The 25734-nt window shown below is 57.1% G+C and carries 22 protein-coding genes; 9 read left to right on the forward strand and 13 right to left on the reverse strand.

The window, feature by feature from the left end:
• Positions 1–41 precede the first annotated feature (41 nt).
• From J7392_RS21830 to J7392_RS21855, 6 genes are all read right to left on the reverse strand, one after another.
• Positions 42–1214 carry an HlyD family efflux transporter periplasmic adaptor subunit gene (locus J7392_RS21830; protein WP_168613087.1) on the reverse strand — a complete coding sequence of 391 codons (1173 nt, stop codon included), beginning with the start codon at positions 1212–1214 and terminating at the stop codon, positions 42–44.
• Entirely contained in the window at positions 1211–3316 is a 2106-nt protein-coding gene (locus J7392_RS21835) for a type I secretion system permease/ATPase (protein WP_247744710.1), read from the reverse strand. Before J7392_RS21835 ends, J7392_RS21830 begins: the two co-directional genes overlap by 4 nt.
• A gap of 73 nt (positions 3317–3389) precedes the next feature.
• On the reverse strand, positions 3390–4670 hold the full coding sequence (locus J7392_RS21840; protein WP_209219422.1) for a TolC family protein: 1281 nt from the start codon (positions 4668–4670) through the stop codon (positions 3390–3392).
• The gene (locus tag J7392_RS21845; protein WP_209219423.1) at positions 4667–5383 is read right to left on the reverse strand and encodes a hypothetical protein; all 717 of its coding nucleotides are present in this window, start codon (positions 5381–5383) and stop codon (positions 4667–4669) included. The genes J7392_RS21840 and J7392_RS21845 overlap by 4 nt, the downstream gene beginning before the upstream one ends.
• A 334-nt stretch (positions 5384–5717) precedes the next feature.
• Positions 5718–8180, reverse strand: a complete 2463-nt coding sequence (locus J7392_RS21850) for a hypothetical protein (RefSeq protein WP_209219424.1) — start codon at positions 8178–8180, stop codon at positions 5718–5720.
• An 882-nt stretch (positions 8181–9062) separates the two neighbouring features.
• On the reverse strand, positions 9063–9539 hold the full coding sequence (locus tag J7392_RS21855; RefSeq protein WP_209219425.1) for a hypothetical protein: 477 nt from the start codon (positions 9537–9539) through the stop codon (positions 9063–9065).
• A 290-nt stretch (positions 9540–9829) separates the two neighbouring features.
• Here J7392_RS21855 and J7392_RS21860 point away from each other — a divergent pair, with 290 nt between their 5' ends.
• Together J7392_RS21860 and J7392_RS21865 are read left to right on the forward strand one after the other, a co-directional pair.
• On the forward strand, positions 9830–10558 hold the full coding sequence (locus tag J7392_RS21860) for a sulfotransferase family 2 domain-containing protein (RefSeq protein ID WP_209219426.1): 729 nt from the start codon (positions 9830–9832) through the stop codon (positions 10556–10558).
• Positions 10559–10806: 248 nt separating this feature from the next.
• A complete protein-coding gene (locus tag J7392_RS21865; protein WP_247744711.1) occupies positions 10807–11205 on the forward strand; it encodes an H-NS family nucleoid-associated regulatory protein in 399 nt (132 codons plus the stop codon).
• A 366-nt stretch (positions 11206–11571) separates the two neighbouring features.
• Here the strand turns inward: J7392_RS21865 and J7392_RS21870 are convergent, their stop codons facing one another.
• Complete coding sequence (locus J7392_RS21870; RefSeq protein WP_209219427.1) at positions 11572–11925, reverse strand: DUF1428 domain-containing protein; 354 nt, start codon at positions 11923–11925, stop codon at positions 11572–11574.
• Between the two features lie 155 nt (positions 11926–12080).
• Here J7392_RS21870 and J7392_RS21875 point away from each other — a divergent pair, with 155 nt between their 5' ends.
• The 3 genes from J7392_RS21875 to J7392_RS21885 all read left to right on the forward strand — a co-directional run bounded on the left by J7392_RS21875 (position 12081) and on the right by J7392_RS21885 (position 14328).
• Positions 12081–12767: a winged helix-turn-helix transcriptional regulator gene (locus J7392_RS21875; RefSeq protein ID WP_209219471.1), complete on the forward strand. Its 687-nt coding sequence runs from the start codon at positions 12081–12083 to the stop codon at positions 12765–12767.
• A 471-nt stretch (positions 12768–13238) separates the two neighbouring features.
• Positions 13239–13562, forward strand: a complete 324-nt coding sequence (locus J7392_RS21880; protein ID WP_209219428.1) for a hypothetical protein — start codon at positions 13239–13241, stop codon at positions 13560–13562.
• A gap of 148 nt (positions 13563–13710) precedes the next feature.
• Positions 13711–14328, forward strand: a complete 618-nt coding sequence (locus J7392_RS21885) for a hypothetical protein (protein WP_209219429.1) — start codon at positions 13711–13713, stop codon at positions 14326–14328.
• Positions 14329–14472: 144 nt separating this feature from the next.
• Here the strand turns inward: J7392_RS21885 and J7392_RS21890 are convergent, their stop codons facing one another.
• The 4 genes from J7392_RS21890 to J7392_RS21905 all read right to left on the reverse strand — a co-directional run bounded on the left by J7392_RS21890 (position 14473) and on the right by J7392_RS21905 (position 18833).
• Entirely contained in the window at positions 14473–15174 is a 702-nt protein-coding gene (locus J7392_RS21890; RefSeq protein ID WP_168613279.1) for a hypothetical protein, read from the reverse strand.
• Positions 15175–15280: 106 nt separating this feature from the next.
• Complete coding sequence (locus J7392_RS21895) at positions 15281–16822, reverse strand: acyl-CoA synthetase (protein ID WP_247744717.1); 1542 nt, start codon at positions 16820–16822, stop codon at positions 15281–15283.
• 23 nt (positions 16823–16845) lie between these two features.
• Positions 16846–18015: an acetyl-CoA acetyltransferase gene (locus tag J7392_RS21900; protein WP_168613280.1), complete on the reverse strand. Its 1170-nt coding sequence runs from the start codon at positions 18013–18015 to the stop codon at positions 16846–16848.
• Entirely contained in the window at positions 18015–18833 is an 819-nt protein-coding gene (locus J7392_RS21905) for an IclR family transcriptional regulator (protein WP_168613277.1), read from the reverse strand. The genes J7392_RS21900 and J7392_RS21905 overlap by 1 nt, the downstream gene beginning before the upstream one ends.
• 135 nt (positions 18834–18968) lie before the next feature.
• Here J7392_RS21905 and J7392_RS21910 point away from each other — a divergent pair, with 135 nt between their 5' ends.
• The 4 genes from J7392_RS21910 to J7392_RS21925 are packed head-to-tail and all read left to right on the forward strand — an operon-like array spanning position 18969 to position 22576.
• A complete protein-coding gene (locus tag J7392_RS21910) occupies positions 18969–19973 on the forward strand; it encodes a DctP family TRAP transporter solute-binding subunit (RefSeq protein ID WP_209219430.1) in 1005 nt (334 codons plus the stop codon).
• Between the two features lie 53 nt (positions 19974–20026).
• Positions 20027–20506 carry a TRAP transporter small permease gene (locus tag J7392_RS21915; protein WP_209219431.1) on the forward strand — a complete coding sequence of 160 codons (480 nt, stop codon included), beginning with the start codon at positions 20027–20029 and terminating at the stop codon, positions 20504–20506.
• Positions 20460–21827 (forward strand): TRAP transporter large permease, encoded by a 1368-nt coding sequence (locus J7392_RS21920; protein WP_247744713.1) that lies wholly within the window; start codon positions 20460–20462, stop codon positions 21825–21827. Before J7392_RS21915 ends, J7392_RS21920 begins: the two co-directional genes overlap by 47 nt.
• Positions 21824–22576 carry an SDR family NAD(P)-dependent oxidoreductase gene (locus J7392_RS21925; protein WP_209219432.1) on the forward strand — a complete coding sequence of 251 codons (753 nt, stop codon included), beginning with the start codon at positions 21824–21826 and terminating at the stop codon, positions 22574–22576. The genes J7392_RS21920 and J7392_RS21925 overlap by 4 nt, the downstream gene beginning before the upstream one ends.
• A 186-nt stretch (positions 22577–22762) precedes the next feature.
• On the opposite strand, the gene J7392_RS21930 is transcribed toward J7392_RS21925, so the two are convergent.
• Both J7392_RS21930 and J7392_RS21935 read right to left on the reverse strand, forming a co-directional pair.
• Positions 22763–23599 carry a sulfotransferase gene (locus J7392_RS21930; protein WP_209219433.1) on the reverse strand — a complete coding sequence of 279 codons (837 nt, stop codon included), beginning with the start codon at positions 23597–23599 and terminating at the stop codon, positions 22763–22765.
• A 96-nt stretch (positions 23600–23695) separates the two neighbouring features.
• Positions 23696–25102 carry a sulfotransferase family 2 domain-containing protein gene (locus tag J7392_RS21935; RefSeq protein ID WP_209219434.1) on the reverse strand — a complete coding sequence of 469 codons (1407 nt, stop codon included), beginning with the start codon at positions 25100–25102 and terminating at the stop codon, positions 23696–23698.
• Between the last annotated feature and the right edge of the window lie 632 nt (positions 25103–25734).

The following is a 25734-nucleotide window of genomic DNA, read 5'->3' on the forward strand; positions in this document are numbered from 1 at the left end:
TTTTTAGTGGATAGAGCCAGCAGCGGCCCCGCCACCGAGGTTTAATGAAGGCGCGCTTTAAGAATAGGGCGCGTCAGATAGCTTAAAATGGATCGATCCCCGCTCTCAATATCAACTTGGGCAATCATCCCAGGGCGGATTGCATACTGCTCCCCGAACCGCTCCAAATAGCTCCGTTCTGTGCGCACCATAACGCGGTAAAAATCGGCGGGACCTTGGGGCGTATCCTCTTCGACCGTGTCTTCGGAGATCTGCGTCACCACACCGCGCAGATCGCCATATGTGGCAAAATCATACGCCGTAATCTTAACACTCGCGGGCATGCCCGGGGCAATCAGCGCAACGTCTCGCGGCTTGACCTTTGTCTCGATAATCAACTGGTCATCCGTGGGCGTAATCTGCATGATTGGCTCGCCTGGCTGAACCACGCCCCCGAGTGTCGTGATTTCGATATTGTTAACCCGACCTGACACTGGAGACCGGATTTCCGTTCGCCGAAACTCGTCCTGCTTTTGGACCAGCTCTTGCTGCATCATCACCAACTTGGCTCGCCGCTGAGCCAAGTCCTTATAGGCGTCTTGCACATAGACATTGCGGGTTTCGCTGATCTTACCGTCCAGCTCAGCCTTCTTTTGCTCCAACTGAAGCAAGTTGATACGGCTGACAGAACCATTGGCCGCCAAGGGCCGCGTGATATCTATTTGTTCTTGAATAGCCGTACGTTCGGCTTCAAGGGCCTCAAGGGACGCCTCAAGCTTGGTCCGCCTGGCCTTGAACAGCTTTAGTTCGGTCAGCTCTGAACTGTTTGGCGCTTCGCCAAAGTCCAACACAGGGCGCTCAAGCACTTCTGCTTCCAACCGTGCGACCTCTGCAACCAAAGCGGTGATCTCGGATTCTGCTGAGAGAAAGGCGGATTCAGACCGGGTTGGGTCAAGGCGCGCCAAGGTCTGACCTTCTTTCACAATATCCCCTTCTTGCACCGCCAATTCCGCAAGAATCCCGCCTTCCAGACTTTGGATCGTCTGCATCCGGCGCAGAGGAATAACACGCCCGTCGCCCCGTGTGATCTCATTGATCTGAGCGACAGATGCCCATCCGACAGCAATGATCAAAGTGATGACCACCGTCCGTATCGTCCAGCGCGCGACCTTCAGTGTCTGACGCCGGTGGCTGCCATCCAAATGGCTGATTGGCATCTCATCGACGGTGGTCATGTTACAGCCTTCACCGGTTTGTTCTGAACCGCATTGGCCCGGGCCGTGTTCAGGATGCTCAGCAGGTCACCGTCCCGTGCCACCCGGCCTTCCTTCAGCACGATGGCGCGTTCCGTGAGCCCCAACAGCTCCCGCTTATGCGTCGAAATAATCGTCGTCCGGCCCTGCAGCCATTCCTTCATATGGGCGATAACCTTGCTTTCAGTGAGGTGGTCGAAAGCCGCCGTCGGCTCATCGAGCAAGACAATCCGCGGGTCTTGCAACAATACCCGTGCGAGGCCAATTGACTGGCGCTGCCCACCAGAAACATTCGCGTTGCCCTGCAACTGAAGGTCAAGTCCACGCACATGACGTCGCACGAACGTCCCCAAACCCACCGCGTCGAGAGCCTCAAGCAACTCCTCGTCAGAATGCAGGCCGTGGTCCAAAAGGAGATTGTCCCGCAAAGTGCCTTGGAACAGCGCAACACTCTGCGGCAGATAGCCAATCTGACGGCGCCGATCGATCGGGTCGATCTGACTTAAAGACAGATTGTCGACCAACACGCTGCCCGACTGCGGATCCGTCAATCCCGCCATCATGCGCAAAAGCGTCGACTTCCCAGCCCCGTTGCCCCCAAGCAGCGCAATACGCTCACCGGCTTTGATCGAAAGGTCAGGGATAGAAAGGACCGGCGGCGCTTGAGGATCATGACGGAACACCACGTCGTCCAGCACAAAAGCACCTGACAGCGCAGGCGCGCGTACAAAGTGGCGATCATCGGGACGTTCGACGGACAAATCCATGATCTGATCCAGCCCTTCCATCGCCGCCCGCACATGTTGCCACCGCGCCAAGAGGCCAGCCACCTGCCCCATCGGGGCCATCGTACGGCCCGAGAGCAAGGTACAAGCAATCAGGCTCCCCACGGTCAGCTCACCCGCACTGATCAAATAAACACCGGTGATGATCACGCCTGCATAGGCCAGCTTTTGCACTGAGCTGACAAGCTGGGTCATAAAGTTGGTAATGCTGCGGGTCTTAATCGCCGTCGTCGCCATCGTGGCCGACAGCTGGGCATGCGCACGTTGTAGGCGGCCCTCAGCACGCGAGGCTTTCACAGTCTCCAAATTCGAAATCGTTTCCAGCAAAAGTCCGTTTAGCGCGGCAGCCTCACGCGTGTTTTCTCTTGAGGCGCGCCCAAGCTTCTTTTGCATCACCAGCCCGGGCAAAACCGACAGAACCACGCCCGCCAGCACCACCAGCGCCACAGGCCCCCCGATAAACCAGATCACACCGACAAAGATCAGCACAAACGGCAAGTCGCAGATGGCGGTCACGGTACTGGATGTGAAGAAGTCCCGCACAGTGGCAAAATCGCGCACTTGATTGGCAAAAACCCCGGTGGAGGGCGGCTGATGCTTCAACCGCATGTTCGCAACCTTATCAAAGAGTTGCGCCGATAGTTTCAGGTCAAGATCACGCCCAGAAACATCCACAAGCGTCGCGCGCATAATGCGCAGCACCAGCTCCAGAACGATGGCAATACCCACACCGCTGGCAAGGATCCATAGGGTATCAAAAGCGTTGCTCGGGACCACCCGATCATAAACCTGCATTGAGAACAGGGCTGTCGCAACCGCAAGCAAGTTGGCCGCAAAAGATGCCCAAACAACATCTCGGTAGACGGCCCAGTTGCTCAGAACCGGGCCCAGAATCCAGTGTCGGCCATCCTTGGAATTATCTAGCCGGCTGCTCACGATATCGATCGGTTTCGATATCAAGACCCGCCCGTCATGCATCTCATCAAGCTTACTGCGCGGCCATAAAGCGCGCCCGCCACCCGATTCAGGCAAGATAACCCGTGCGTGAGCCTCAGGCAGCCCCTCCAAAACCACGGTGCGGCCGTCTTTGAGAAAGACCAAGGCAGGCAGGCAATGCGCAGGCAAAGTGTCCAGAGATTCCCGGCTCATCCGACAGCTCATGTTGACCCGACGCAGCGCAAGAGACGCCATCTGCTCACCCTGTGCCGCACCACCTGATTTTGGCAGACCGTCAGTGAGCTGTTCGGGCGACGTCGTGACACCTTGGACCCGGCAAAGTTCAACAAGGCCAGCGATCAAGGAGCCCGCGCAGTCATGGTCTTTCATCTTTGCTCCTTCATGCGTCATAGTGCTTTACCAACCGTCCCCAAATCTAGGACGCCGCATTGATGATCAGTGTGCCTAGAACACCCAGATCATGCGCGGCTTGGTATTCCGTGCGCTTGCGCTCCTCGTAGGTGTCAATTTTCTCAATCTCGGAATCGTAAAGATCACGGCCGGTGGTCAGCAGGTCCAAAAGTTCGCGCTGACCGCCAATGAACTGCTGTTCGTAGTTGTCCAGCACCCGCTGAGATTCCAGCAGCTGCTGCGCCCGGGCGTTCTCTGTTCGGCGAAGAATGCTAATCTGCTGCAAAGCACTGGTGGCCGTATTCGTCAGCTCTCTTTCTGTGAACACCAATGTGGATTTTGCCGCCTGTAGGTTCAGCTCCGCTGACTGAATCTTACGGCGCCCAAGACCACTGGAACTGAGGTCCACCCCCGTGGAAAGACCAATAGCGGCGCTGCTTTTGCCGCCATTCAGCGCCGCGCGACCCTGGGCCTGCAATTTGATCGTGGGCAGGCGTGAGGCCTTGGCCGTCTCTACCCCCGCCGCGGCTTCATCCGCGCCGGCACGGGCCGCGACATAATCGGGAGAAATGCGCACCGCGGATCGGATTTTGGCCGCTTCCGCATAGCGACGGGCATAGCCAAGATCAGGCGGCACCACGATGGCGCCCACCTGGCGGCCGACTAGGAATTCGATTTGAGACAATGCGATACGACGGTTCGACACAAGCTGCGACAACTGGTCTTCTGCACGTGCAATCTCAAGCCGGGCACGCGCAACCTCTCCATTGTCACCGATCCCCGCTTGAGCACGGGCTTGTGCCTGGTCGGCAATCCGCTGAGCGAACGCCGTATAATCACGGGTCCGCTCAATCTTGCGATCGATCATCTCAATATCGATAAAATATTCGGCCACCTGGAGGGTCAGCCCCTCTACAGCCATTTTCAGATCCGAGACTGCCTGCACACGGACATGAGATGCCGCGTTAATCTTACTGCGGATCAGCCCCCAGTCGAACAGGACCTGTGAGACCGTCAGAGTAATCCCAGGACCGTCGGAATCTGTCGTCGAGGTGTCGCCCGAAACGCTGATGCTGGGGTAATATTCATCGCGGGCCGATTGAATGTCGATGGACCGGCTCGCCACCTTTTGGCGCAGAGCAGCAACCTCACCGTCTCGTTCGGTGGCTTGTAATACGGCCGTGCGCAACGACACTTGGGCGCTAACCGGTGTGGCCAAAGCAACAACAAGCGCGAAGGCAGCCGTGGAATAGAACCAACCCGCAGCGCCTCTGAAAACATTCCAATTGCGCTTTGCAACTCTCATCCAACAAACTCCGTCATCAATTCTGGTGGTAAATCATGCGGGAACTCCGCGGCCATCGGCAGCTCTGCTCCCGTCATGTTTGCCCCCCCGACAAATGCGCTTTCCACGGCATCCTCCGTCGGATTGGTCTCTTCCATAGCTGCGCCCTCGGGCCTGTGGGCGGCCTCCGGATCGGCGGTCGACGCCTCGGAGTCGTATTCTTCGGGTGCCACCGTGTCGGTCTCAGCCCCCATCATTTCGTCGACGGCAAGTGAAAGCTCCTCCGCCTCACTTGGCGCCCCATCAGCTGTCTCTTCCTCATCGCTTTCCGACAGAAAGCTGACACCTGCTCCCAGCGTAAGGCCGGTGCCCGCAAGAAGCAGCGGGCCAGACCAATCCATGCTCTCTCCAGCGCCCCCCTCAACCTCAGGAATGTCGGCTTGGGGTGCCGCGTCCGTCTCGGACCCATGCACTTCCGGCTTTGCGGCATCCTCTTGAGCGCTATAGATTGGCTCCGGGCCCATGAGACCTGTGACAAAAGCCTCGCCATCAGGAAGCAGCAGGCGGCTGAAGTCGCCCTCTTCACCAACCACAAAAAAGTCCCGCACCACCAGCGTTTTGCCATCCGCAAAACTCAGGGCCAAATCAGGGCCAAGCTTCTCGGAGCCGACAATGGCAGGCGTTCCCTGCGCAAGTGCAATATCTGCCGGAGCGCCCAAAGACATGTTGGACACAGCTTGCACGTCCTCGCTCTCAGAGGCCCCTCTTTGCTTAAGCGTTACGCCAACGGACAAAACACGCCCTTTCTGTCAATAATATGCACCACAACCAAGTGATGCTGCAGCCTAATAACCGGCCAACCTAAAGTAGTTTAATTAGAGCTTTTCGCGCCTTTCGTTACAAGCGGAAACCCCCCTCGCCCAAAAGGATGCAGCCCAATTGAGCCGATTTTGTGACAGAATTTTAAAATACAGCCTTAAGGATAGCTTAGACCGCAATAAACACACTAAAGGCGGCGAAAACGGAGCCCCGTATAGCCGCCGATCCTAAGTGTTCAGACAACGCCTATCAGCCGTTGTCGAGGTCGGAAGTCTCCTGGAGCAATCCACCTAAGAGAGAGTGTCCTGAGTCTGCACTCTGATCGAAGAGAATGTCGAGTGCGCCCTCGACAGCACCCGCTTCGGCAACGGCCGCATCGTCGGCAGCGAGCAGTTCGCCTTCTTCTTCGGCCGCCGCATCGTTGTTCAACAGGGCATCGAACGCCCCATCCTCGCCGGTGATGTCACTCACACCACCCGCAAGGATGTCGTTCAACAGATTATCGACCTCAGCATCAGGCGCATCCTCGCCACCCGAATTGGACAGGCCAAGGACATCTTGCTCAACCAAACTGCCGGTAAGCCCCTGCTCACCTGCCAGCCCGGCAAACAAATCATCCCCCTCATCACCTTCAACCACGTTGAGACCGAAGACATCATCCTCCCCCAGCAGCCCGTCAAGAAGTGGGTCACTGGGGTCCAGAAGTGTTTCAGCAGACCCCAATAGGTCTTCTGTAGCCCCCGCGACCAATGTATCGAGGAACCCATCATCACCTGCATCTTCTGAGGGCGACACATCATCAAGCAAAGCAGCGTCAGAGACGTCGGTGGCAGGTGAGCTCTGAGGTGTTTCTATAGAAGTGACAGGATCGATCTCGTCTTGGCCCAACGATGCTTGAGCATCATCAGGTTCAGATGTTGTCTCACCCGAGGCATCCGCGACCGGCTCCTCGGTAAGAGGCGAAGCCTCAGACGCCGCAGCCTGTCCGCCCAGCAGACCACCAAGGATACCACCAACAACAGCCACGTCATCCACCACGCTTCCAGCAGTTGCAGCCCCCTCCTCCCAAGCATCAGAAACCTCGGTGAGTGTCGTCTCAACCGCCGCCGGAACGTCATCTTCGGCTTCAGCAGCCTCGCCGCCCAGCAACCCGCCGACCAACCCGTCATTCGCAAGAAGGTCATCAACAACGCCATCATTGCCAACAATACCGCCAATCGGCCCCGTCTCACTAAGCGCATCGCCAACAACTTGCGTTACAGTCTCCGTGCCTGCGTCCAGAACCTCTGAAACCTCAACGAGCGTTGCATCCGGCAGCTCTGTCGGGGCGGCGTCTTCGACCTCAGGGCTGCCACCGCCCAGCACGCTGCCAAGAAGACCGTCGTTGCCCAGCACCATATCGACGACACCGTCGTCGCCCAAAACCCCACCGACAAGGCCATCATCCCCGACAAGCTCATCGACCACGCCACCTTCAGCCAAAAGACCGCCGGCCAGAGCATCATCGCCCAGCACCATATCGACGACGCCGTCGTCGCTCAAAACCCCGCCGACAAGGCCATCATCGCCAGCAATACTGTCGACCCACCCACCATCGCCAAGCACGCCGTCCGCAACTTGGGCTACAGTCCCAGCCCCCGCCTCCAGAACATCTGGAACATCGGGGATCGCCGCATCAACCAAATCCGCAGAAACGATCTCAGTGGGCTCAGAGCCACCGCCGCCCAACAATCCACCAAGCAGACCGTCATCGCCGAGCAGGCCACCCACAACGCCATCGTCGCCGACAAGGCCGCCGACCAATCCATCGTCGCCCAGCACCACATCGACAACACCGTTGTCACCCAGCACGCCGCCGACGAAGCCATCATCGCCAAGCAGGTCATCAACAACGCCGCCGTCTCCGACAAGGCCGCCGACCAATCCTTCGTCGCCCAGCACCACATCAACAACACCGTTGTCACCCAGCACGCCACCGACAAGGCCATCATCGCCGAGCAAGTCATCAACAACACCGCCGTCGCCGACAAGGCCGCCGACCAATCCATCGCCGCCCAGCACCATATCGACAACACCGTTGTCACCCAGCACGCCGCCAACGAGACCGTCATCGCCGAGCAAGTCATCAACAACACCGCCGTCGCCAACAAGACCGCCGACCAATCCATCGTCGCCCAGCACCATATCGACAACACCGTTGTCACCCAGCACGCCACCGACGAGACCGTCATCGCCGAGCAAGTCATCAACAATACCGCCGACCAATCCGTCGTCGCCCAGCACCATATCGACAACACCGTTGTCACCCAGCACGCCGCCAACGAGACCGTCATCGCCGAGCAGAGCATCGACAACGCCGTCTTCGCCAAGTACGCCGTCGACAAGGCCATCAACGAGGCCACCGTCGCCTAGAACTGAATCGATAACGCCGCCGTCGCCAAGAAGGCCCGACACGAGGCCGTCCTCGCCCACCACGACATCAAGCAGACCTCCGTCTCCAACGACGCCGTCGAGCACACCGCCCACGAGACCGTCATCGCCGATGACCGATCCTATGATCGCCCCGGCTGGGCCTTCATCTCCTACAATATCGTCAGCGTCAGGAAGAACACGATCCCCAGGCACAATCGTAATGGCAGGGGTGTTTGTACCAGCCCCTGCCTCAACATTGAGTTGCGCGTCTGCAGAGAGATTGGCCGGGAGGCTTGCCACACCCTGCCCTGAGACGCTGCCAATAGTGCTCGCATCGACCCCAATCTGCGATGTGAATTGGCCCTCTTCTATGCCCGGCGCGACAGACAACTCGGCATCAGCGGATTCAAAAGCCGTCTTTTGAAGAGGATCAACGTCAACCTCAGCCTCGATTGCGGCTCCCTGAGAGTGGGAAGCCCCACCAAGACCTTCACCCCCCGCAACATCCGCGGATTGTGCAGGACTTTGGGTGTCCCCCTTCGCAAGAGAGACCAGAACGTCAGCTCCAGGCAAAGTGGCTGCGAATGCCATCAATCCGTCTTGAGACGCGCTTTGCGCGGCCAGCCCCATGCCAATCGCACCAGCGGTGACCGAGATACCAGTGCTGCGTGGGCCCGTATCGTTTGAAGACCGCAACAAACCTATCGGAATCGAGCTATACCCGACTTGATCGGCTACTTGATCGCGCCCCTGCGCGCTCTTGCTGCTCTCAAACTTGCCCAACTGGCAGCTCCATCACTCTGCGCAACGTCACGTCAAATAACGCGCATCACCAACCCCAAAGCACCATCTCCCCAGACGGCAACCAGACAAGGGCGTCCATACTTTTTATCGTACATAGCTCGGCACAACCTTTGTCCAGAAAAAACATACCAAAGGATTAGTGACTTACTATAGTATGTCCACAAAGCTCATCTGGCAAGAAAATCAAGGTTTACCTAACGGAAACAATCCCGCTTGATTGTTGGCGCTCTGCCAAAATGGCACGCTCTAGCACCCTCTCCTCGCTTTCGAGCAGCAGGATGCAAACCGGGAAAGCACCTAGCCGTGTCCGCGCGGTCTAAGCCGCTTGCTTATAGGCGAACATGATACAAGTTGGCGCCTTGCGACGCCGGCAAACCATCAAGTCATGGCGAGCTTCGCCGCCAGGTCCGACATGACCCGGTCAGCGAGAATATTGATTAAGCGCTCTTGAGCGTCGTTGCGCATCAGCGTCGGAAAATCATCTACCGTCGAAAAAGACGTGAACGACTCCACCGAACCAGAGACCACCACTTCTCCGTTGGCCTCATCGATGAGCTCGTAGGTTACCTTCCCAAGAACCTGGCTGCGGCTCACATCTATAATATCCAGACCGACTTCTGAAAGAGACAGGTCGTATCGCAGGGTCTTTCGGCCTTGAGTATTACGCGTCAATCGCTCCTCCATACTGCGGACGAACATATAATCTTCGCGGCTGCTCGGCGCCGCGACCTGAATATCAGCCAGCACTTGGCCAATCGGCGACCCGGTTCCGTAAACCGGGGTAAAGCCGCAGCCCGCAAGCCCCAGAAAGGCTAAGAAGGCTGCTGAAAAACATGTCGCTCGCAAACGTCGCACAGAAGTATCCTTCCCCAGGGCGGGCCTCCTACGTTGCCGATAAAAGACGCCCAGAACCCATCCCATTCTCGCCCACAAACAAAGCGCAGGTCCCACAGGCTTTATCTATGCACGACTACATCGCGCCCGGCCAGCCCAACTTTGGGCACAATTTAAGGGCCTGAATGATTGAGTGACGCCCATGCATAAAGCGCCAATCCTCACCCCCCTACCGACAGCAGGCCGCGGTCTTTCTGAAGCGCACAACCTAGGCTATGACGAACGCCTCGCAACACAATGGCTACTCCCACATGCTCTACGTATCAGTTCATATACCAAAAACTGCGGGCACAAGCTTTGCTAGCTCCCTAAAACACGCATTCTCCCCAAATGAGATCCAATTTGACTATCAGCACGAACGAGATCACGCCCTCCTTGCAGCGCAAGGCGTAGAGCCCCTCGGAACGCATCAAAAATGGCTTTCGCTCAACCTGCCTCAGCTGGCTTGGCGCTACAGAAAAGACCTCACCCAACTCCCAAAATCGGTCCAGCTGGTACATGGCCACTTTCCAGCCCAAAAATACCATCGCGCGCTCACTTGGCGGAAGCCATTCTACATCACCTGGGTGCGCGAACCCTTCGCAAGGGCCGTCTCGAACTACTTCTATTGGCAAACCTTCGATCCAGACACCATGCCAGACCCACTGGTCAGAACCGTCCTGTCAGAAAATTGGGACCTAGAAACCTACCTGTTCCACCCTGCCTTGCGCAACTATCAGTCCATGTTCTTAAAAGGCCTGCCCTGGCAGAGAATAGACTTTATCGGCGTAACTGAAACATTCACGCGAGACCTCGCAACCCTCTCGCAGCTGATCAAACGCCCCCTAAAACCCTTCGTGCAAAACACAGGACCCCGCCCCAAGGCCGCCCATACCTACGACCACTTGCGGGAGCGCTTTCTTGCATATCATCACCGCGATGCGCAGCTCTACCAATACGCACTACAAAGACGTACATCTTCAATAAAAACAAATACATAGGCGCCTAAAGACACCCACAAAAAATAGGAAGATAGCTACACTTCAGCGGTTTAGCACTACTGCGCAATACAAATGCTCCATCACCCCACGATTCGTTAAAGGCTGAATTAGGGAATACAAACTGAAAGGAGCAAACGATCCAGTCAGGAACGTTCAATAGCTGCCATTCGGCCATCCAAAACAAAACTATCCTGAGTCGATTTCATTAGAAAACAATTCCGACTTGATATGAACTGCATCGCAAGCATATGAAGTGGAAGCAAAACCTTACCAAACCGCGCGAACGAAAGAACAATATGATTGAAAAGTCTGTACTGAAGTCCATGTCTCGCAAAGAACTCGAGAAACATCTGGGCGATGTTAAAAAGGCCCTCCAAGCAGCGCGTGCCCGAGACCATCGGGACGCGAAGAAGGCCGCAGCGAAAGCCGCCGCCGAATTCGGCTTCTCTCTGGGAGAAATTTCAGACACTGAGACCGCAAAACCAAAAAAAGCCAAAGCCAAAGCAACGCGAAAGCCGTCAAAACCCGTCTATGCCAATCCAGAAAATACCACCCAAACCTGGACGGGAAAAGGTCGCCAGCCAAATTGGTTCCGCGCCCAAGTAGCCAATGGCACCCCACCTGATGCAATGCGCATTGCCAACTAAAGGAACTCTCATCCCCCTTTCAATGGGGAGACCGAAACCGCGAATGCTATCATGCACTATTGTTCGGCTAGCGGAGCTTACCTGTTTGCGCGTATAATGACTTACTGGTCGTGAGCCTTAAGCAAGTTTCTGATCGGTAAAGAGTGCCTTGTCGACCTCCGTTGGCAAGGCCCTCGTCACCCCGAGGGTGAGAGCGCTGAATATGCCACTCGTTAAAGTCCCCACCCGAGACTTGACAGCCAATGCCATTGGTGGCTTGTGTAGGCTTCACCAAGCAACGTTTATTTTGGGCAATTGTTGCCTAGTGTACCTAGAACCATTTACTATTATTGGTGCTGGCTATACCCGATGGTCAAGCGCGACAACTTAGGCCTTTTCTGCAACGATTGGGGTAAACCCACCCCACATCATGCGCTTGCCGTCAAAGGGCATATCCATATTCTGCCAGCGCGGATCACTTTGCATACTGGCGCCGCATTTGTCGTGCGTTTCCTTGTCAGGCCAGATGATCCAAGAGAAACAAACAGTCTCCTCTTCCTTTAGTGCCACGGCGCTTTTGAAGTCCGTATATTCGCCTTCTGGGATGTAGTCGCCCCAGGCTTCCACCATCTCTAAGGCACCGTAATCCTTGAACAGCGGCCAAGCCTTGCGAACGCTTGCGACATAGGCCTCTTTGTTTTCATTTGGGACGGGGGTCAAGATCCCGGCGATATAGGTCATGGTTTATCTCCCTTTTAGGTTATGGACTGCGCCATCATGCAGCATGAACGACACTGTCTGTGAACACTGGCACCGGGAGGGTTTTTTGATGCAACCTCCACGATTCGCAGGTCCGATATGGACAGGTTAAGATGCGCAGGTTACATAAATCAACTATGTCATTACGAAAAGAAACCAAACCTGCAAGATCCCCTCATGGGCGATGGTATAGGGACGCATGCGGCACCGCTTTTGGATTGGAACTGCTGGGCGAACGTTGGTCTTTGCTAATCGTCCGGGAGTTGATGTTCGGACCACGTCGTTTTAGCGATATTCGCGCCAACCTTCCTGGATTAAGCGCCAAAGTACTGACCGAACGACTCAATGGACTTGAGGCGCATGGCGTGATCATCCGGTCAACGGCGCCAGAACCCGTGCCAACAAAACTCTATGGGCTGACGGAGTGGGGATATGCCGCTGAACCGATCATAAACGAGTTGGGCCGTTGGGCCGCAGCCTCGCCAATGCACGACCCTACGCTGCCCCTGTCGCCGGCCTCTTTCATGCTATCGCTGAGAACAATGCTTAATGTCGAGGCCGCAGAGGGCATGACAGCTGTGGTTCAGTTCTCCATCGGTACGGCCAACTTCGCCGCCCACCTACAAAATGGTACGATGCCTGTGACACGCGGAGAAATTGACACCCCCGACCTGCATTTTACCGCCCCCGCTGCCCCGCTCCTTGCGGTAGTGTTTTACGGCGACGAGGTTCCGGATACGGTCGACACCGAAATCACCGGCAACACGGAGTTGTGCCGCAGGTTTATCGACCTGTTTGAACTCCCCACGCAATGGACCAGTTAGCGTAGCCCTTCAGACCCCACCCTCTTCTCCCCATTGCACCTGCTGTTTGCGTAAGTTCTCTTGCCTCAGGCCGTGCTACGCAATTTCAGGCCATCAAGCCGGTCCATGACCGCCCTACTCACAATATCAACAATTGTCTGAGGAAAAGCTTTGGGTAAGGCGTTGGCAGCCGTTTCAAGGGCTTCGGGCGCTTCCGTCGCTAAACACACCGCGCGACAGGGGCCCATCACATTTGGGCCAAACCGATAGAACTAGAAAATGTCGAAGTCTCCTCACAGCCACTCTTCACGCCGCACCTCAGCTGAAGCCTTTTTCCTGCTTTGCATCACACCCAGAAGTCTCGCACGAGCAACTTCTAACCGCCCGCTTAGCCTGCTATCTCTTCTTATCCCCCGCGAGAAACCCATGGCGTAGGCCATCCACCCCATGTTAGAAAATATGCCACGGGCAGCGCAACTTACGGAAATGGCCATGAGCTTCAAGCTAAGCATCGACACAGAAGCAAACGCGTTCTCTATCAAGGTAGATAATGTCGTAGCAGAAGATCGAGACCTTGTTGCGACCAGATTGACAGAGGTTGCAGACCTCTTTCGCGCGATCATCGCTTCCGACGCGGCGGCAAAAAACCTTACCGACGATGAGCTAACGCGACTGCAACCGGGCTTGGCTGCACTAGAGCTGAAATACAAACTTCTTATTTACCAAGCCACTCAACAAGCTATGGCAGCTAAAGCAATTGCTGAAGGCCGCGAAACGATTGCCGAGCATGGGTTCCTAGAGCTTGATGATGTCTAGCCCCAAATCAGCTTCCGTCCATTTCGGGGCAAACCGAGTTGCCATGGCTCTCACGGAGAACATATCGGGCCATTTGAGGAAAGTCCTACAAAGCACTTCCATCAAGCCAGTATCGCGCAACGAATACGTTAAACACCTTCGATCATCGATGATCGCCACCGACAACTTAGGCCTACTGAACGATGCAGTAGAGCCCGTGTTGAGCAGAACGGCCCTTGATGGGTTTGAGCATATTGTCATTAGCGAGCACGCACTTTTGGGGCCTGTGAGCGAGATGCTTACCAAAAGGACCATGTTCCCCAAAGCCAAGCGCCGGGTTCAGAACATCGATCGCGCTTTTTCGGATCGCAGGCTCAATTTGCATCTGGCCATAGCACCCCAAGCTGAATGCTGGGCGGCGCTGCTTGCCGATGACGATTTTTCGCCGCCCCGCTCTGATAATTCGGCCCCAGTGCATTCATGGGCCAATCTCGTTTCTCGCATCACAGCGGCTTGCCCCAGAGCACAGGTCACAGTTTGGAATTTTGAACAACCAGACAAAGTTGTGCTGCCGTTCTTATCAGCTCTTTTGGGCATAGATGGCGATCATCTTGATCGCAAAACACGAACCGCAACCACGCAACATGCATGCCAGCAGCTCAAGAATGCAAAGCTGCTGAGCAAGATTATCCAGCTCGATGAAGACCTTCAAACCCGTATGGATGTGCAATATGAACTCGACCTTACGACCCTTGCAGCCATGCCGAAAGTTACCCTTATTGGGTGATAAGCGTAACCAGGCTAAGGCGCAAAATTAAGCAAAGGCTTGGCCCGGGCTCCTCTCCAAGTCTCTTCGTAAGAAACCGCGCCGAAACGATTTTGAAGTAAGGCAGCCTAGGGTCTGCCTATGCAACACGCATCCTTGTTCATATCAATCCGATTGCGACACCAAAAGAACCTCAAAAGTTACGCAGACTCGGTTCAAGAGCGGTGACAACTCTCCGCAGATAGGTGCGCCATCAAAGCCGACTGCAATTACGTTTTGGGCTGTAGAACCAACCAGCAGGACTTCAGTGGCAATATCGTTCAGGGCTGACTGGCCTTTCAGTCTGGTGCCGACCAAACTGCCCAGACCTTTTACGGTACTTCCGGACAGTCCTGCGGTCGCCGCACATTTTGCGATTCCCTCGTTAAGCAATTCGTTTGGTCGAATTGTTCCCAGGACTGCATTAGGGTTGTCCACCTGGCCAGTACCGTTTGGGTGGAACAAGATGAACCCTGTTTCATGGTCCGGTGTACTTTCGAACATCGCCCCTTCCAGGGCCCAAACATCCACCATGTGATCAACTGCCAGAACAGTTTTCTCCGATAAAAGATGACCCGCATGACAGTGTCCGTTTGCGTCAGCCCAAAGGCCATGAACATGCGCAAACGCTTCCCCTTCCCGACGCCCTAAATGCGCACCGGCTTGGCGAATTATCGCGTTGCGCAAAACCTTCTCATCACTGTACCACGCTACATGGCTGTCATCAGAAGCCGGTGCGGGACAAACGAAGGTGAGTACCTCGGTCGATACGTCAGTCAAGTCGAACCAAGCGCCTGTACCATCAGCAGCGTCGATCATGGCCTGCATAAGGGTCAATCCCGCGGATAACTTCACCCGACGGCGTGTTGCACGACACGGTACGGCGCTGACACGCGCAGGCGTTGGCCGTCCAGGATGCTGTACCCGTCTTGCCTCAGGCACCCGCAAGCTCCCCGCGCTTAGTCAGCTCGGCCCTGATTATCTTCTTAGTGATCTTACCGTAGCCCGACTTTGGCATCTCATCCCAAAAGACAACGGTTTTCGGCATTTTGTAGCGCGGCACCTTGTCCCGCAGCCAACTGAGCAACGCATCGGCCTCAGGCGCGGCCCCTTGGGCGACGCAGACGGCGATCCCGACCTCGCCCCATGTCGGATCCGGCATTCCCAACACGGCGCATTCGCTGATGGCCGGATGTTGCAGGATCTTCTCCTCGATCTCGCGCGGGTAGATGTTGGACCCGCCCGAGATATACATGTCCGACGCTCGATCGGTAAGGTAGAGAAAACCTTCGGCATCCATATGCCCTAGGTCGCCGGTCAGGAACCATCCGTCGCGGAACGCTTTGGCATTGGCCTCGGGGTTGTTGTAGTAGCCTGCAAAAACCGCCGGTCCGATCACGGCCACTTCACCAGTCTCGCCTGGAGCGACCTCTTTGCCCGCAGCATCCTGCACCTGAACCTGCATCCCCGTGCGCGCAAAGCCGCAGGTGCCGATCCGCATCATGGCATCATCGGCGGAGTGCTGTGCCGGGGGCAAGACGGTGATATTGCCGGTGACCTCGCCCAAGCCGAAATACTGGACCAGAACGGGACCCAAAACCTCGATCGCGCGGATTTGGTCGGCCCGGTACATTGGCGCCCCGGCATAGATCATATAGCGCAGGCTGGAATGGTCATGCTCATGAACCGAAGGATGCTCGACCAGCATCTTAACGATCGTCGGCACGGTAAAGGCATTCGTCACACGCCACTTGGCGACCAAGCGCCAAACCTCATCGGGGTCGAACTTCTTCCCACTAGGGAGAATGGTTTTCACCCCATGGGCCACCTGCGTCAACTGGTGGATACCCGCCCCGTGAGACAGGGGAGCGACCACGATAGAGGCATCGTCCGGCCCGGTGCCCGGCATCAGGTCGCACAAATGGTTGGTGATCACAAACGCCAATTGGCCATGGGTCAACACCGCCGCCTTCGGCTTGCCTGTCGTGCCGGAGGTAAAGAAGAACCAGGCCGGATCGTCGCGATCCACCTCGGCCACGGTGACCGGCACCGCAGCGAACTCGGCCACAAGCGCGTCGTAATCACCCTCCCCCTCACCACCGATCGTGACGGTGAAGTCAACATCCCTGCAAGCCGCGATATGACCGTCGAACTCGGCCCCCGCCAACAGCCCTTTGGCCCCCGAAGACATGGCAAGCCATGCGACCTCCTCAGGCGTTTGGCGGAAATTGGCGGGCACCCAAACGCAACCGAGCTTCCAACAGGCAAAAGCCGCTTCGAACATCTGATTGCAATTGGCAGATTGCACCAGCAAGCGGTCACCTTTGCGCATGCCATAGCGGTCACGCAGGGCAGCGGCGAAGGCCGTGGCGCGAGCTTCCAACTCGGACCAAGCCCAAATGTCTTCGCCCCAGACCAGCCCAATCTCCTCAGGATGACGCCGAGCTGATTCAGTCAAAAACTGCGAGAGATTCATGACGCGAGTAGAGACGGGCTGCATCACGCCACCCGCTCAAGGATCGAGGCATAGGAGGCCACCGCCGCCCCGCCCATGTTAAACACCCCGGCAAGCTCGGCACCGGGGATCTGCATGCCGCCCGCCTCGCCCATCAACTGCATTGCCGCCATGACATGCATCGACACGCCCGTGGCCCCAATCGGATGACCCTTCGACTTCAACCCGCCCGAGGGGTTCACCGGCAGCCGCCCGTCCTTGGCGGTCCAACCCTCGCGAATGGCGCGGCTGCCTTGGCCCGGCTCGGTCAAACCCATCGCCTCGTATTCCAGCAGCTCCGCCACGGTGAAACAGTCGTGGGTTTCCACGAGGCTCAGGTCGTCCAGCGTCAGCCCGCTTGCCGCGAAGGCCTGCACCCACGCCCGCCGCGCGCCGTCAAAACGGGTGATGTCCCGCCGCGATAGCGCCAGCGGTTCATTGGTATGGCTGCGGGCGCGGAAACGAATGGCGCGCCGCAACTGGGCCGCCATCTCGGGTGCTGCCACGACCATCGCCGCCGCCCCGTCAGAGACCAGCGAGCAATCCGTGCGCCGCAGGGGGCCAGCCACGAGCGGGTTCTTCTCGGACACGGTATTGCAAAAGGCCACATCGAAATCTCGCTGCATATGGGCAAGGGGGTTTTGCATTCCGTTGTGATGGTTCTTCGCGGCGATCATCGCCAGCGCCTCAGACTGATCCCCATAGCGCTGGAAATAGCTGCCCGCGATCTGCCCAAAAAGCCCGGCAAAACCACCGCCAACACCCGCTTCCTCAACCCGGTAAGACGCGCCGAGCAGGATATCCCCCACCTCCGCGCCGGGTGTGGCGGTCATCTTCTCAGCCCCGACGACCAAGGCGATCTTGCCCCGGCCGCTGGCGATGAAATCCATCGCCCCGTGCAAGGCGGCGGAGCCGGTCGCGCAGGCATTCTCGTAACGTGTGGCTGGAACGCGGGCCAAGGCCTCATTCCCCATGCCAACGAGCGCGCCCTGAAAATCCTGATCCGAGAAACCGTTATTGAAGACACCGACAAAGATGCCATCTACGTCTTCGGCCTCGACGCCCGCATGGGCCAAAGCCGGGCCTGTCACTTCGGCCATCAGTGCCTCGGTATCGGGTGCCTCGCTTTTTCCAAAGGCGCTATGGGCCCAGCCCACGATATAGGGGTCCGTCATCATTTATCCTCCTCCAGTACCGGCTGCGGCATCCTGCGCGCCAACCGGATTTCAATTTCTCGCGCTTCGCGCTTCAACAATTCGGCCAATTCACCATCGCGCGGCGGCAGCATTCGACTTTCGATCGCGGCAATCGACATGGCGCCCGCCACGGACCCGTCGGGGCGAGAAAGGGCCACGCCAATGCCCCAACTGCCGGGCACGATCCGCCCGGGGTTCAAGGCAAAACCTCGCTCCCGTGTCCGCGCCACATCACTGCGCAAAAGGTCGGCGTCATAATCCGGGTAGTCGCTGGCCATCCGCTCAGCATTATCTCTGAGCACTAATTCGACCTCCGCATCCGGCAGCGCGCTCAGCATCGCGAGGGACCCTGCCCCGATGCCCAAAGGGTGCTGCGCGCCGGTCTCAAGCGCATGGGTCCGGATCGGGAAAGCCCCATCTTCGCGATGCAAGCAAACCGCGGCCGAGCCGCGCCGCATGTTGACGAAGGCTGTGTCGCCACTTACCTGAGCAAGCCGCACAGCCGCGTCCGCTGCAATCTCCAACAGCCCATGGCGCGGGGTCGCGAGCGTGCCAAGGACATAGCTTTCCTCCCCCAAAAAATAGAGCCGCGTGGCGCTGTCCTGTTCCACAAGACCGCGCCGAATGAGCGCAAGCATCAGTCGCCGCACCGTGGGTTTGCCCAGACCGGACGCCTCGATCAACTCCGACAAAGACACACCTCGCCCGGCCCCGCGCCCGGTAATCTGCAAAAGCGCCAGCGCACGGTCCACCGCTTGACTGCCGCTGGCGGGGGTCGCCTGATCTCCGCCGTTCATAATATGGACCTCTTGCGTCGGGATTCCGGGGTTTAGACACAAAGAACTGCGCATTCTCTCATTGAATGCAAGAAATATCTTGCCCGAGCCGACGAACTCTGTTCCACATTATGGCTCAATGAGGGAGGAACTATTATGAAGATGATCTCAAAGGCGGGTTTGGCCGCAATTTTCGCAACCGCCGTCTTCTCCGGCGCGGTCAGCGCCGACACCCTGCGTCTGTCGCATAACACCGGCGACACCACGACCTGGCACAAGGGAGCCGAAAAATTCGGTGAGCTTCTGTCTGAGAAAACCGACGGCGCCTATGACGTGCGCGTCTTCCCCAACGCGCAGCTTTCCGGTGGCGACCAGATGAAACAGGCCGAAATGGTGGGCCGCGGGGCGCTCGACCTCGTCGTCACCTCGGCGATCAACGTGACCCCCTTGGTGCCCGAGATGGCCGTTTTCTCGCTGCCCTATCTCTATGCCAACTACGATCAGGTGGACGCGACCACCCAAGGCGAACCGGCGAAACTGCTCGAAGACATTTTGCGCGAAAAAGGTATCGAGGTGCTGGCTTGGGGCGAAAATGGCTTCCGCGAGGTCACCAACAATGTCCGCCCAATCAAGACCCCCGAAGACATGAAGGGTCTGAACATGCGCGTCGCCGGGCCGATGTATATCGACGTGATGAACGCGCTCGGCGCCAACCCGCAGCAGATGCAATGGGGCGAGACGATGACCGCGCTTCAACAAGGCGTCGTTGATGGGCAGGAAAACCCCATTGGGGCCGTGATCATTCCCCAGCAGGTTTTTGAGGTGCAAAAACATCTGACCGCTTGGCACTACTCCTATGACCCGATCTTCCTCGGCGTCTCGACCGAAGTCTGGGGTGATCTGGACGAGGCGACCCAAGAGCAGATGCGCGCCGCCGCGACCGAAGCCATGGAATATCAGCGCGAAATCACCCGCGAAGGCACTGCCGAGGGCATCGCATTCCTACGTGACAAAGGGATGGAGGTGTACGAGCCCTCCGAGGAGGAACTTGCCGCTTTCCGCCAAGCGACCAAACCCGCTTTTGACACTTGGGCTGCCAAAGTGGGCACCGACATCGTCGGTAGCTTCCAAGACGCCATCGCCGCGACACCCGCGAACTAAAGCTTCGGCGCGGCCCTGCACCTGGGCCGCGCCGATCCGGGAGGGTCAGAGCCATGCGATTTCTGCTAAACGAGTTTGAAAAGATCGTCTGTGCCGTGCTGTTTCTTGGCATGACGCTGATCGGTTTCATCAATGTTGTGGTCCGCTATGCAACGCATTATTCCTTCGCCGCCTCGGAAGAGCTGTTGACCAACGGCTTTCTGCTGCTGACCGTATTTGGCGCAGCGATTGCCGCGCGGCGGGGGCAACATCTGGCGGTCACGATCGTTCAAGATTTCCTGCCCCGCCCTGCAGCCCGAGCCGTGTTTCTGCTGTCGATAATCCTCTCGGTCCTGCTTCTGGCGGCTTCCGCTTGGTTCTCTTGGGCCACCTTGATGAACCAGATCGGCAGCGGCATCCGCAGCTATGCGCTCGGCGTGCCTGCCTGGTGGTATCAGATCGGCCTGCCCTTCGGCTTTGCGCTGATCATCATTCGTTACTTGCAACATGCCGCAGAAATCTGGCGCGCCACGCGCCAAGAACCGCGAGCGTAAACCGGTGTTTGATATCTCCAGCATGGGTGCCGGCACCCAAATGATCGTCGCTTTCTTCCTGCTGATGGCGCTGCGCGTCCCCGTGGCCTTCGCGCTTGGCCTGTCGGCCATGTATGCCATGTGGCAGATCGGCTTCGGCTTTGACCTCGCAGGCGATCTGATCGCCACCGGCATCGCGAAATACGCCCTGCTCGCCATCCCCTTCTTCATCCTCGCAGGGACCTTGATGGGCACCCTCGGCATCGCCGAGCGGATGATCCGTTTCTTTCGCATCCTCATCGGCAACCTACCCGGCGGCATGGGTGTCGTCGGCACGGTGGTCTGCCTTTTCTGGGGCGCTGTTTCGGGCTCGGGCCCTGCTTCTGTCGCAGCCATCGGCCCGATGATCATCAAAGGCATGCAAGATGACGGGTATCCTCGCGCCGCAGCCGCCGCTTTGGTCTGCACGGGCGCGGCCTTCTCGATCGTCATTCCGCCCTCCATCGGCCTCGTGATCTATGGCGTTATTGCCGAGACATCGATCTCCGCGCTCTTTATCGCGGCAATCATCCCCGGCCTCTTCATGGGCGTGCTGATGCTGATCATCCTGCCCTTCATCAAATCGACCAACCGGGCGGAGCTGGACAAAATCTCCCCCGCACCGCCCAGCAAAGGCTACTGGCGCGATCTTGGGCAGAGCTTCCGCGAGTCCTTCTGGGGCTTGATGACCCCGGTCGTCATCCTTGGCGGCATCTACTCCGGTATCTTCACCCCGACCGAAGCCGCCCTCGTCGCTACAGTCTATGCCATCGCCGTGGGCGCTTTTGCCTACCGCACGCTCACCATCCGCGCCCTTTACGACGCCCTAACCGAAGCCGCCGCCTCCTCTGCTGTCGTTATGTTGGTGGTCGCCTATGCCAGTCTGTTCGGGTGGGTCGTGACGGTAGAAGATCTCATCGGCCAATACTCCAACCAATTGCTCGGCCTGTCGGAGAACGGGGGAGTGATCTTGATGGTCATCATGCTGATCCTACTAATCGCAGGTATGTTCATGGATCCCGTGACGGTCATGTTCATCTCCCTTCCGATTTTCCTACCGGTGGTGCGCGAACTTGGCTGGGATCCTGTCTGGTTCGGCGTGCTGGTGATGGTGAATCTCGCCATCGGCCTGATCACCCCGCCCGTCGGAATCAATCTCTACGTCGCCGCAAACATCACGCGCCAACCTTTGGAGCATATCGCCCGCGCCGCCTTGCCGTTCCTCGCAATTAGCGTCATCGGCCTCGCCATCGTGGCGGCGGCCCCTGCCCTCTCACTCTTCCTCCCCGGTGTACTGAAATGAACGATACCGTTGCCCTGATCACCGGTGCCGCCCGCGGCATTGGCCTTGCTACCGCCGCGCTTCTCCACGCCGAAGGCCGCCGCGTTGTCATACTCGACCGCGATGCGGAAGAGCTGGCAGTGGCAGCGGCCACCCTCCCCCGGGCGCTCGCCATTACTTGTGACGTTTCGATCCCGCAGCAAGTCGCACAGGCCGTTGCAGAGGTGGAGCAAACTTTCGGGCGCCTCGACATTCTGGTCAACAACGCAGGCGTCGCCGATTTCGGCCCCTTGGCCGAGACCGATTTCGCCCGCTGGCGTCGCGTCATGGAGACCAACCTCGACGGCGTATTTCTAATGTCTCAAGCCTGCCTTGCTCTGCTCTCTGCCCAAGGCGGCTCAATCGTCAACATCGCCTCGATCTCCGGTCTGCGCGCCTCAACGCTGCGGGTCGCCTATGGCACATCCAAAGCCGCGGTGATCCATTTGACCAAACAGCAAGCAGCAGAGCTCGGTGAAGTCGGGATCCGTGCGAACTGTGTTTGCCCCGGGCCGGTGGACACAAAACTCGCGCTAGCGGTTCATTCGCCTGAAATACGCGCAGCCTATCACGAGGCGATCCCTCTCAACCGCTACGGCTCCGAGCAAGAGATCGCGCATGTCATATGTTTTCTCGCAAGCGACCGCGCGAGCTATGTCACTGGGCAAGTGGTGGCCTCCGATGGTGGGTTTGAAGCCACAGGCGTAGGCTTGCCCGCGCTTCGAGACTGATCGGCGAAGCCCGGTTGGGAACGCCGGAGCTCACTTTTCATATCTTAGTACCCAAAGGTCACGGCGTCGACGCGCCTAAGTTTGATGCACTCAAAAGATGGCCGTTTTCTCTGCCTACAAGGATCGTCTAGAGCGAGCCCATGGCCGTTATTTCACTTACGTTGTGACGACGTTGACCAAGCAGCCTTAAGTCTCCTCGTAGAAGGCCTTGCCGAAACGATCTTGAAGGAAGGCAGCCTGGGGGGCTGCTATTGCTTTTAGCCGTGCCACGACATGTTCAGGCAGTGGCAACGGTTGCGTCTGGTGGACCCTCTCCTTTGCTTGCGGATACTCAACAGGAGGTAGGTCACAATGCTGCTCGATCTTGCGCAACGTCCCCAGAGGATCTTTCGCAATTCTCCCATACGGCAAATATAGCAATTTTTCTGGCGCAAACCGTGCGTCCCAACGAGGTACGTTGCTGAGGTAGTCACCTCTCGTCTGAAGCGCCGGCATGTCCAACAAGTCCTCCCACTCCTTTGATGAAGACGGTAACTTTTTTTTACGGTGCGCATTCATACGCAATTGGGACTTCAGGCGATCCAGGGGGTTGCGAATGATGTAAATCAGCTTTGCACGCGGCAAGAACCGCTTGAAGAAGTCCACCCCCTCGTCTGGAATACAAGAGTACTCTGGGGTAACGTCCAAGCATTTTTGGTCGACCTCAGCTCGAGAGAATATGTACTTATACCACGTGCCATTTAAAATCGGCGCGGTCTGGAGGCGATCAAGGTACTCTAGATAGGTCTCATCGGGCGATACCGTAGTGGCAAGATGACGGTCTCGGGCCATTTGCAGTCCTTGCCTGACATGCCAAGGTGCCCACCGACGACACTCCGCAATGAACTTGTGGTCAAAGAAGTGCAGCTCTTTGAAGGGCGGGACCCAGATGTCTCTTCTTGTCGCCAAGGTCACATGCAGCCAAGACGTACCTGCCTTCTGCGCCCCGATACATACAATCTCTGGTTTGCGCCCTTTATTCATATGAAACCCCTGATCATATCAGCCTCGAACATGACCAAGGTCAAATCAAATCCCTTCTTTACCAAATCATCACCGGTAAAGTTCGAACGACCGCGCTCAACCATTCTTTTTGAGTATCCGCTGCAATCGATCTTTGATCTTATCGTCTAAGATCGGTGCTGCTGTCACGCCCGATATCCGGCTGAATCGCCGGTAAACAGTGGGACCGAGCTTCAACCGCTCTATAACCTCCATTAGAACCTTTCCAGCTGTCGGCTCTAAAGCCGCTACCCTCATGGACCGCGCAAACATATTGTCGATCATATCGCCTTTCTCCACCCAATAGGTTAGCATTCCATCAAAGAGCTCACCTCCTGATGTAAATCGCTTACGGGGCGGCCAAGGCCGCTTCGGATAGAAGAGCTTGAGATCACTTTCATGCAGCTTGGCAGTATTGGCGTAGATACTGGCGCTCATGCCGACCGCACGCTCCCCCGAGCTCCGCCCAAAATCCGCGATCGTATCGGCAATCGACACCAGCCACCGCAGGGATAGTTCTGATCGGATCACCTCAAACTGCTCGTCCAGAATGCGCCAAAAAATCGCCAGAGCCTTCTCGCAGTTCGGGTCTCTGCGCAGCACCACAATTGTACAAGCCAGCAGATGCGAAAGACGAGAGGCGCCCGCGAATTCAGGCTGAAGTTTCCGGAAATGTGCGATCAAGTCTTTCGATCGCCCCGCCCAAGGGCCACTGGGAGCGCCTGGAATGATCTCATCGGCAAAAGGCTCAAGTGCACAGTTTGCATCCGGTAGCGCATCGGCAACCGCCGCGACAAAGACCTTTTGATCAGAAAAATAGACAGACCAAAGATCATATATCGTGTCTTCTTTAGGCTTTATAGATTTGAGCTCAGTGATACCCTTCTTACCGACCGCCGTGGGGGTCGCGTAGTTCAATATTCGGTAGTCCCGTTCAAAGAGCAGCATGAACCGCGCTACATCTTCAGCGTTCCAAGTCTCTTCATGCTTTTGCCCCCCACGAGAGGCGCGCAAGCGGGGCAACTGTGTGGCCAATCCTAGTCCCGAGCAGAATGCTGCAAAATCCACCTCTAGGGTCTCAAACCTCAGAATGGTATCTGCATAGAAGAGACAATTGAATGGGTGGGTTTGCGGGATAATATGATGTTTGAAGTTCCAAGCTAGGTCTCGGTGACTTCGGTCAAAGCCGACCCATGGGTCCTCAAGCACATCAAGCGCCTTAGAAATTGTAAGGTCAGGCCAGCGCGGCTCAGCATAATAGTCTCCTTCAAGCTTGTTTCCGAACTTGAACATCCGAAACGCTGATAGGAATCGGGCCTTAGGCTCACGCACAACCGCAAGACCAGGTCGTCCGCGAAACCGCTCTGGTACATGCCCAAAATAACGCCCTTCGAGTTTGCCTAAGGCATCCCGCACAGAAGTCCCGCCGGTCTTTGGCAGGTGAATAAAAACAATACGCGGATCGCCGATTATGAAGTTTGTCATCTGGTTCCTGACGTACTGTCAAAGGTTTATACATTGACTGCTTTAATCGAAGCCAGAGAAAAAGACGAGCCAAGTGCTCGGACTTGCAACCTGACCACTGCGGGCATAGCTGACCGGCTGCGTCGACGAGCGAGCGGCCAAGCGGCGCCACGATGCTTGGGGCTCGAACACTGCTGCGGTTTTTGGTTCCTAGCGGAGGAACCTGCACCCACATCTGGGGCATTGCAGTTCAGCTTCCATCCAGCTCTCGCCATCAGCTTGATAGATACCATGTCCTAGCAACCAACAGATCGGCCGGAACAACCAAAGCTTTGCGCCACGCCTTCGATCCGGTTCTTTCCATGTTATTCTAGCCAAAAGGACCTCCGCGTCCGAAAGCGCCGGCCCCTATTCCTAGCGACCATATAGACCAACCAAACGAAGCCCCACCCGAGGTGGGCGTGGCCTACCCTTACATATCACGACACCGCCCGACAGTTCGAACGTTACGCTCGTTCAGAGCCCGGACAGCAAGCTTACTTGCTTCACGCGGCGAGCGCCGAGCGCAAATGAAGCCAAACATGCGATCCTAAAATCTGTCAATCTGCGACTGAGAGGGGGAAGGCTAAACATCCGTGCCGGATCGCAGGATA

Source organism: Sulfitobacter sp. R18_1 (assembly GCF_017743915.1).
GTDB lineage: Bacteria > Pseudomonadota > Alphaproteobacteria > Rhodobacterales > Rhodobacteraceae > Sulfitobacter > Sulfitobacter faviae.

Bases quoted from the DNA above. Each gene is read 5' to 3' on its own strand.
- J7392_RS21935 (WP_209219434.1), bottom strand. From the start codon at position 25,102: ATGACAAACTTCATAATCGGCGATCCGCGTATTGTTTTTATTCACCTG.
- J7392_RS21915 (WP_209219431.1), top strand. From the start codon at position 20,027: ATGCGATTTCTGCTAAACGAGTTTGAAAAGATCGTCTGTGCCGTGCTG.
- J7392_RS21910 (WP_209219430.1), top strand. From the start codon at position 18,969: ATGAAGATGATCTCAAAGGCGGGTTTGGCCGCAATTTTCGCAACCGCC.
- J7392_RS21890 (WP_168613279.1), bottom strand. From the start codon at position 15,174: ATGCAGGCCATGATCGACGCTGCTGATGGTACAGGCGCTTGGTTCGAC.
- J7392_RS21905 (WP_168613277.1), bottom strand. From the start codon at position 18,833: ATGAACGGCGGAGATCAGGCGACCCCCGCCAGCGGCAGTCAAGCGGTG.
- J7392_RS21925 (WP_209219432.1), top strand. From the start codon at position 21,824: ATGAACGATACCGTTGCCCTGATCACCGGTGCCGCCCGCGGCATTGGC.
- J7392_RS21885 (WP_209219429.1), top strand. From the start codon at position 13,711: ATGATCGCCACCGACAACTTAGGCCTACTGAACGATGCAGTAGAGCCC.
- J7392_RS21865 (WP_247744711.1), top strand. From the start codon at position 10,807: ATGAAGTGGAAGCAAAACCTTACCAAACCGCGCGAACGAAAGAACAAT.
- J7392_RS21895 (WP_247744717.1), bottom strand. From the start codon at position 16,822: ATGAATCTCTCGCAGTTTTTGACTGAATCAGCTCGGCGTCATCCTGAG.
- J7392_RS21875 (WP_209219471.1), top strand. From the start codon at position 12,081: ATGTCATTACGAAAAGAAACCAAACCTGCAAGATCCCCTCATGGGCGA.
- J7392_RS21930 (WP_209219433.1), bottom strand. From the start codon at position 23,599: ATGAATAAAGGGCGCAAACCAGAGATTGTATGTATCGGGGCGCAGAAG.
- J7392_RS21900 (WP_168613280.1), bottom strand. From the start codon at position 18,015: ATGACGGACCCCTATATCGTGGGCTGGGCCCATAGCGCCTTTGGAAAA.
- J7392_RS21870 (WP_209219427.1), bottom strand. From the start codon at position 11,925: ATGACCTATATCGCCGGGATCTTGACCCCCGTCCCAAATGAAAACAAA.
- J7392_RS21840 (WP_209219422.1), bottom strand. From the start codon at position 4,670: ATGAGAGTTGCAAAGCGCAATTGGAATGTTTTCAGAGGCGCTGCGGGT.
- J7392_RS21860 (WP_209219426.1), top strand. From the start codon at position 9,830: ATGCTCTACGTATCAGTTCATATACCAAAAACTGCGGGCACAAGCTTT.
- J7392_RS21830 (WP_168613087.1), bottom strand. From the start codon at position 1,214: ATGACCACCGTCGATGAGATGCCAATCAGCCATTTGGATGGCAGCCAC.
- J7392_RS21920 (WP_247744713.1), top strand. From the start codon at position 20,460: ATGCCGCAGAAATCTGGCGCGCCACGCGCCAAGAACCGCGAGCGTAAA.
- J7392_RS21880 (WP_209219428.1), top strand. From the start codon at position 13,239: ATGAGCTTCAAGCTAAGCATCGACACAGAAGCAAACGCGTTCTCTATC.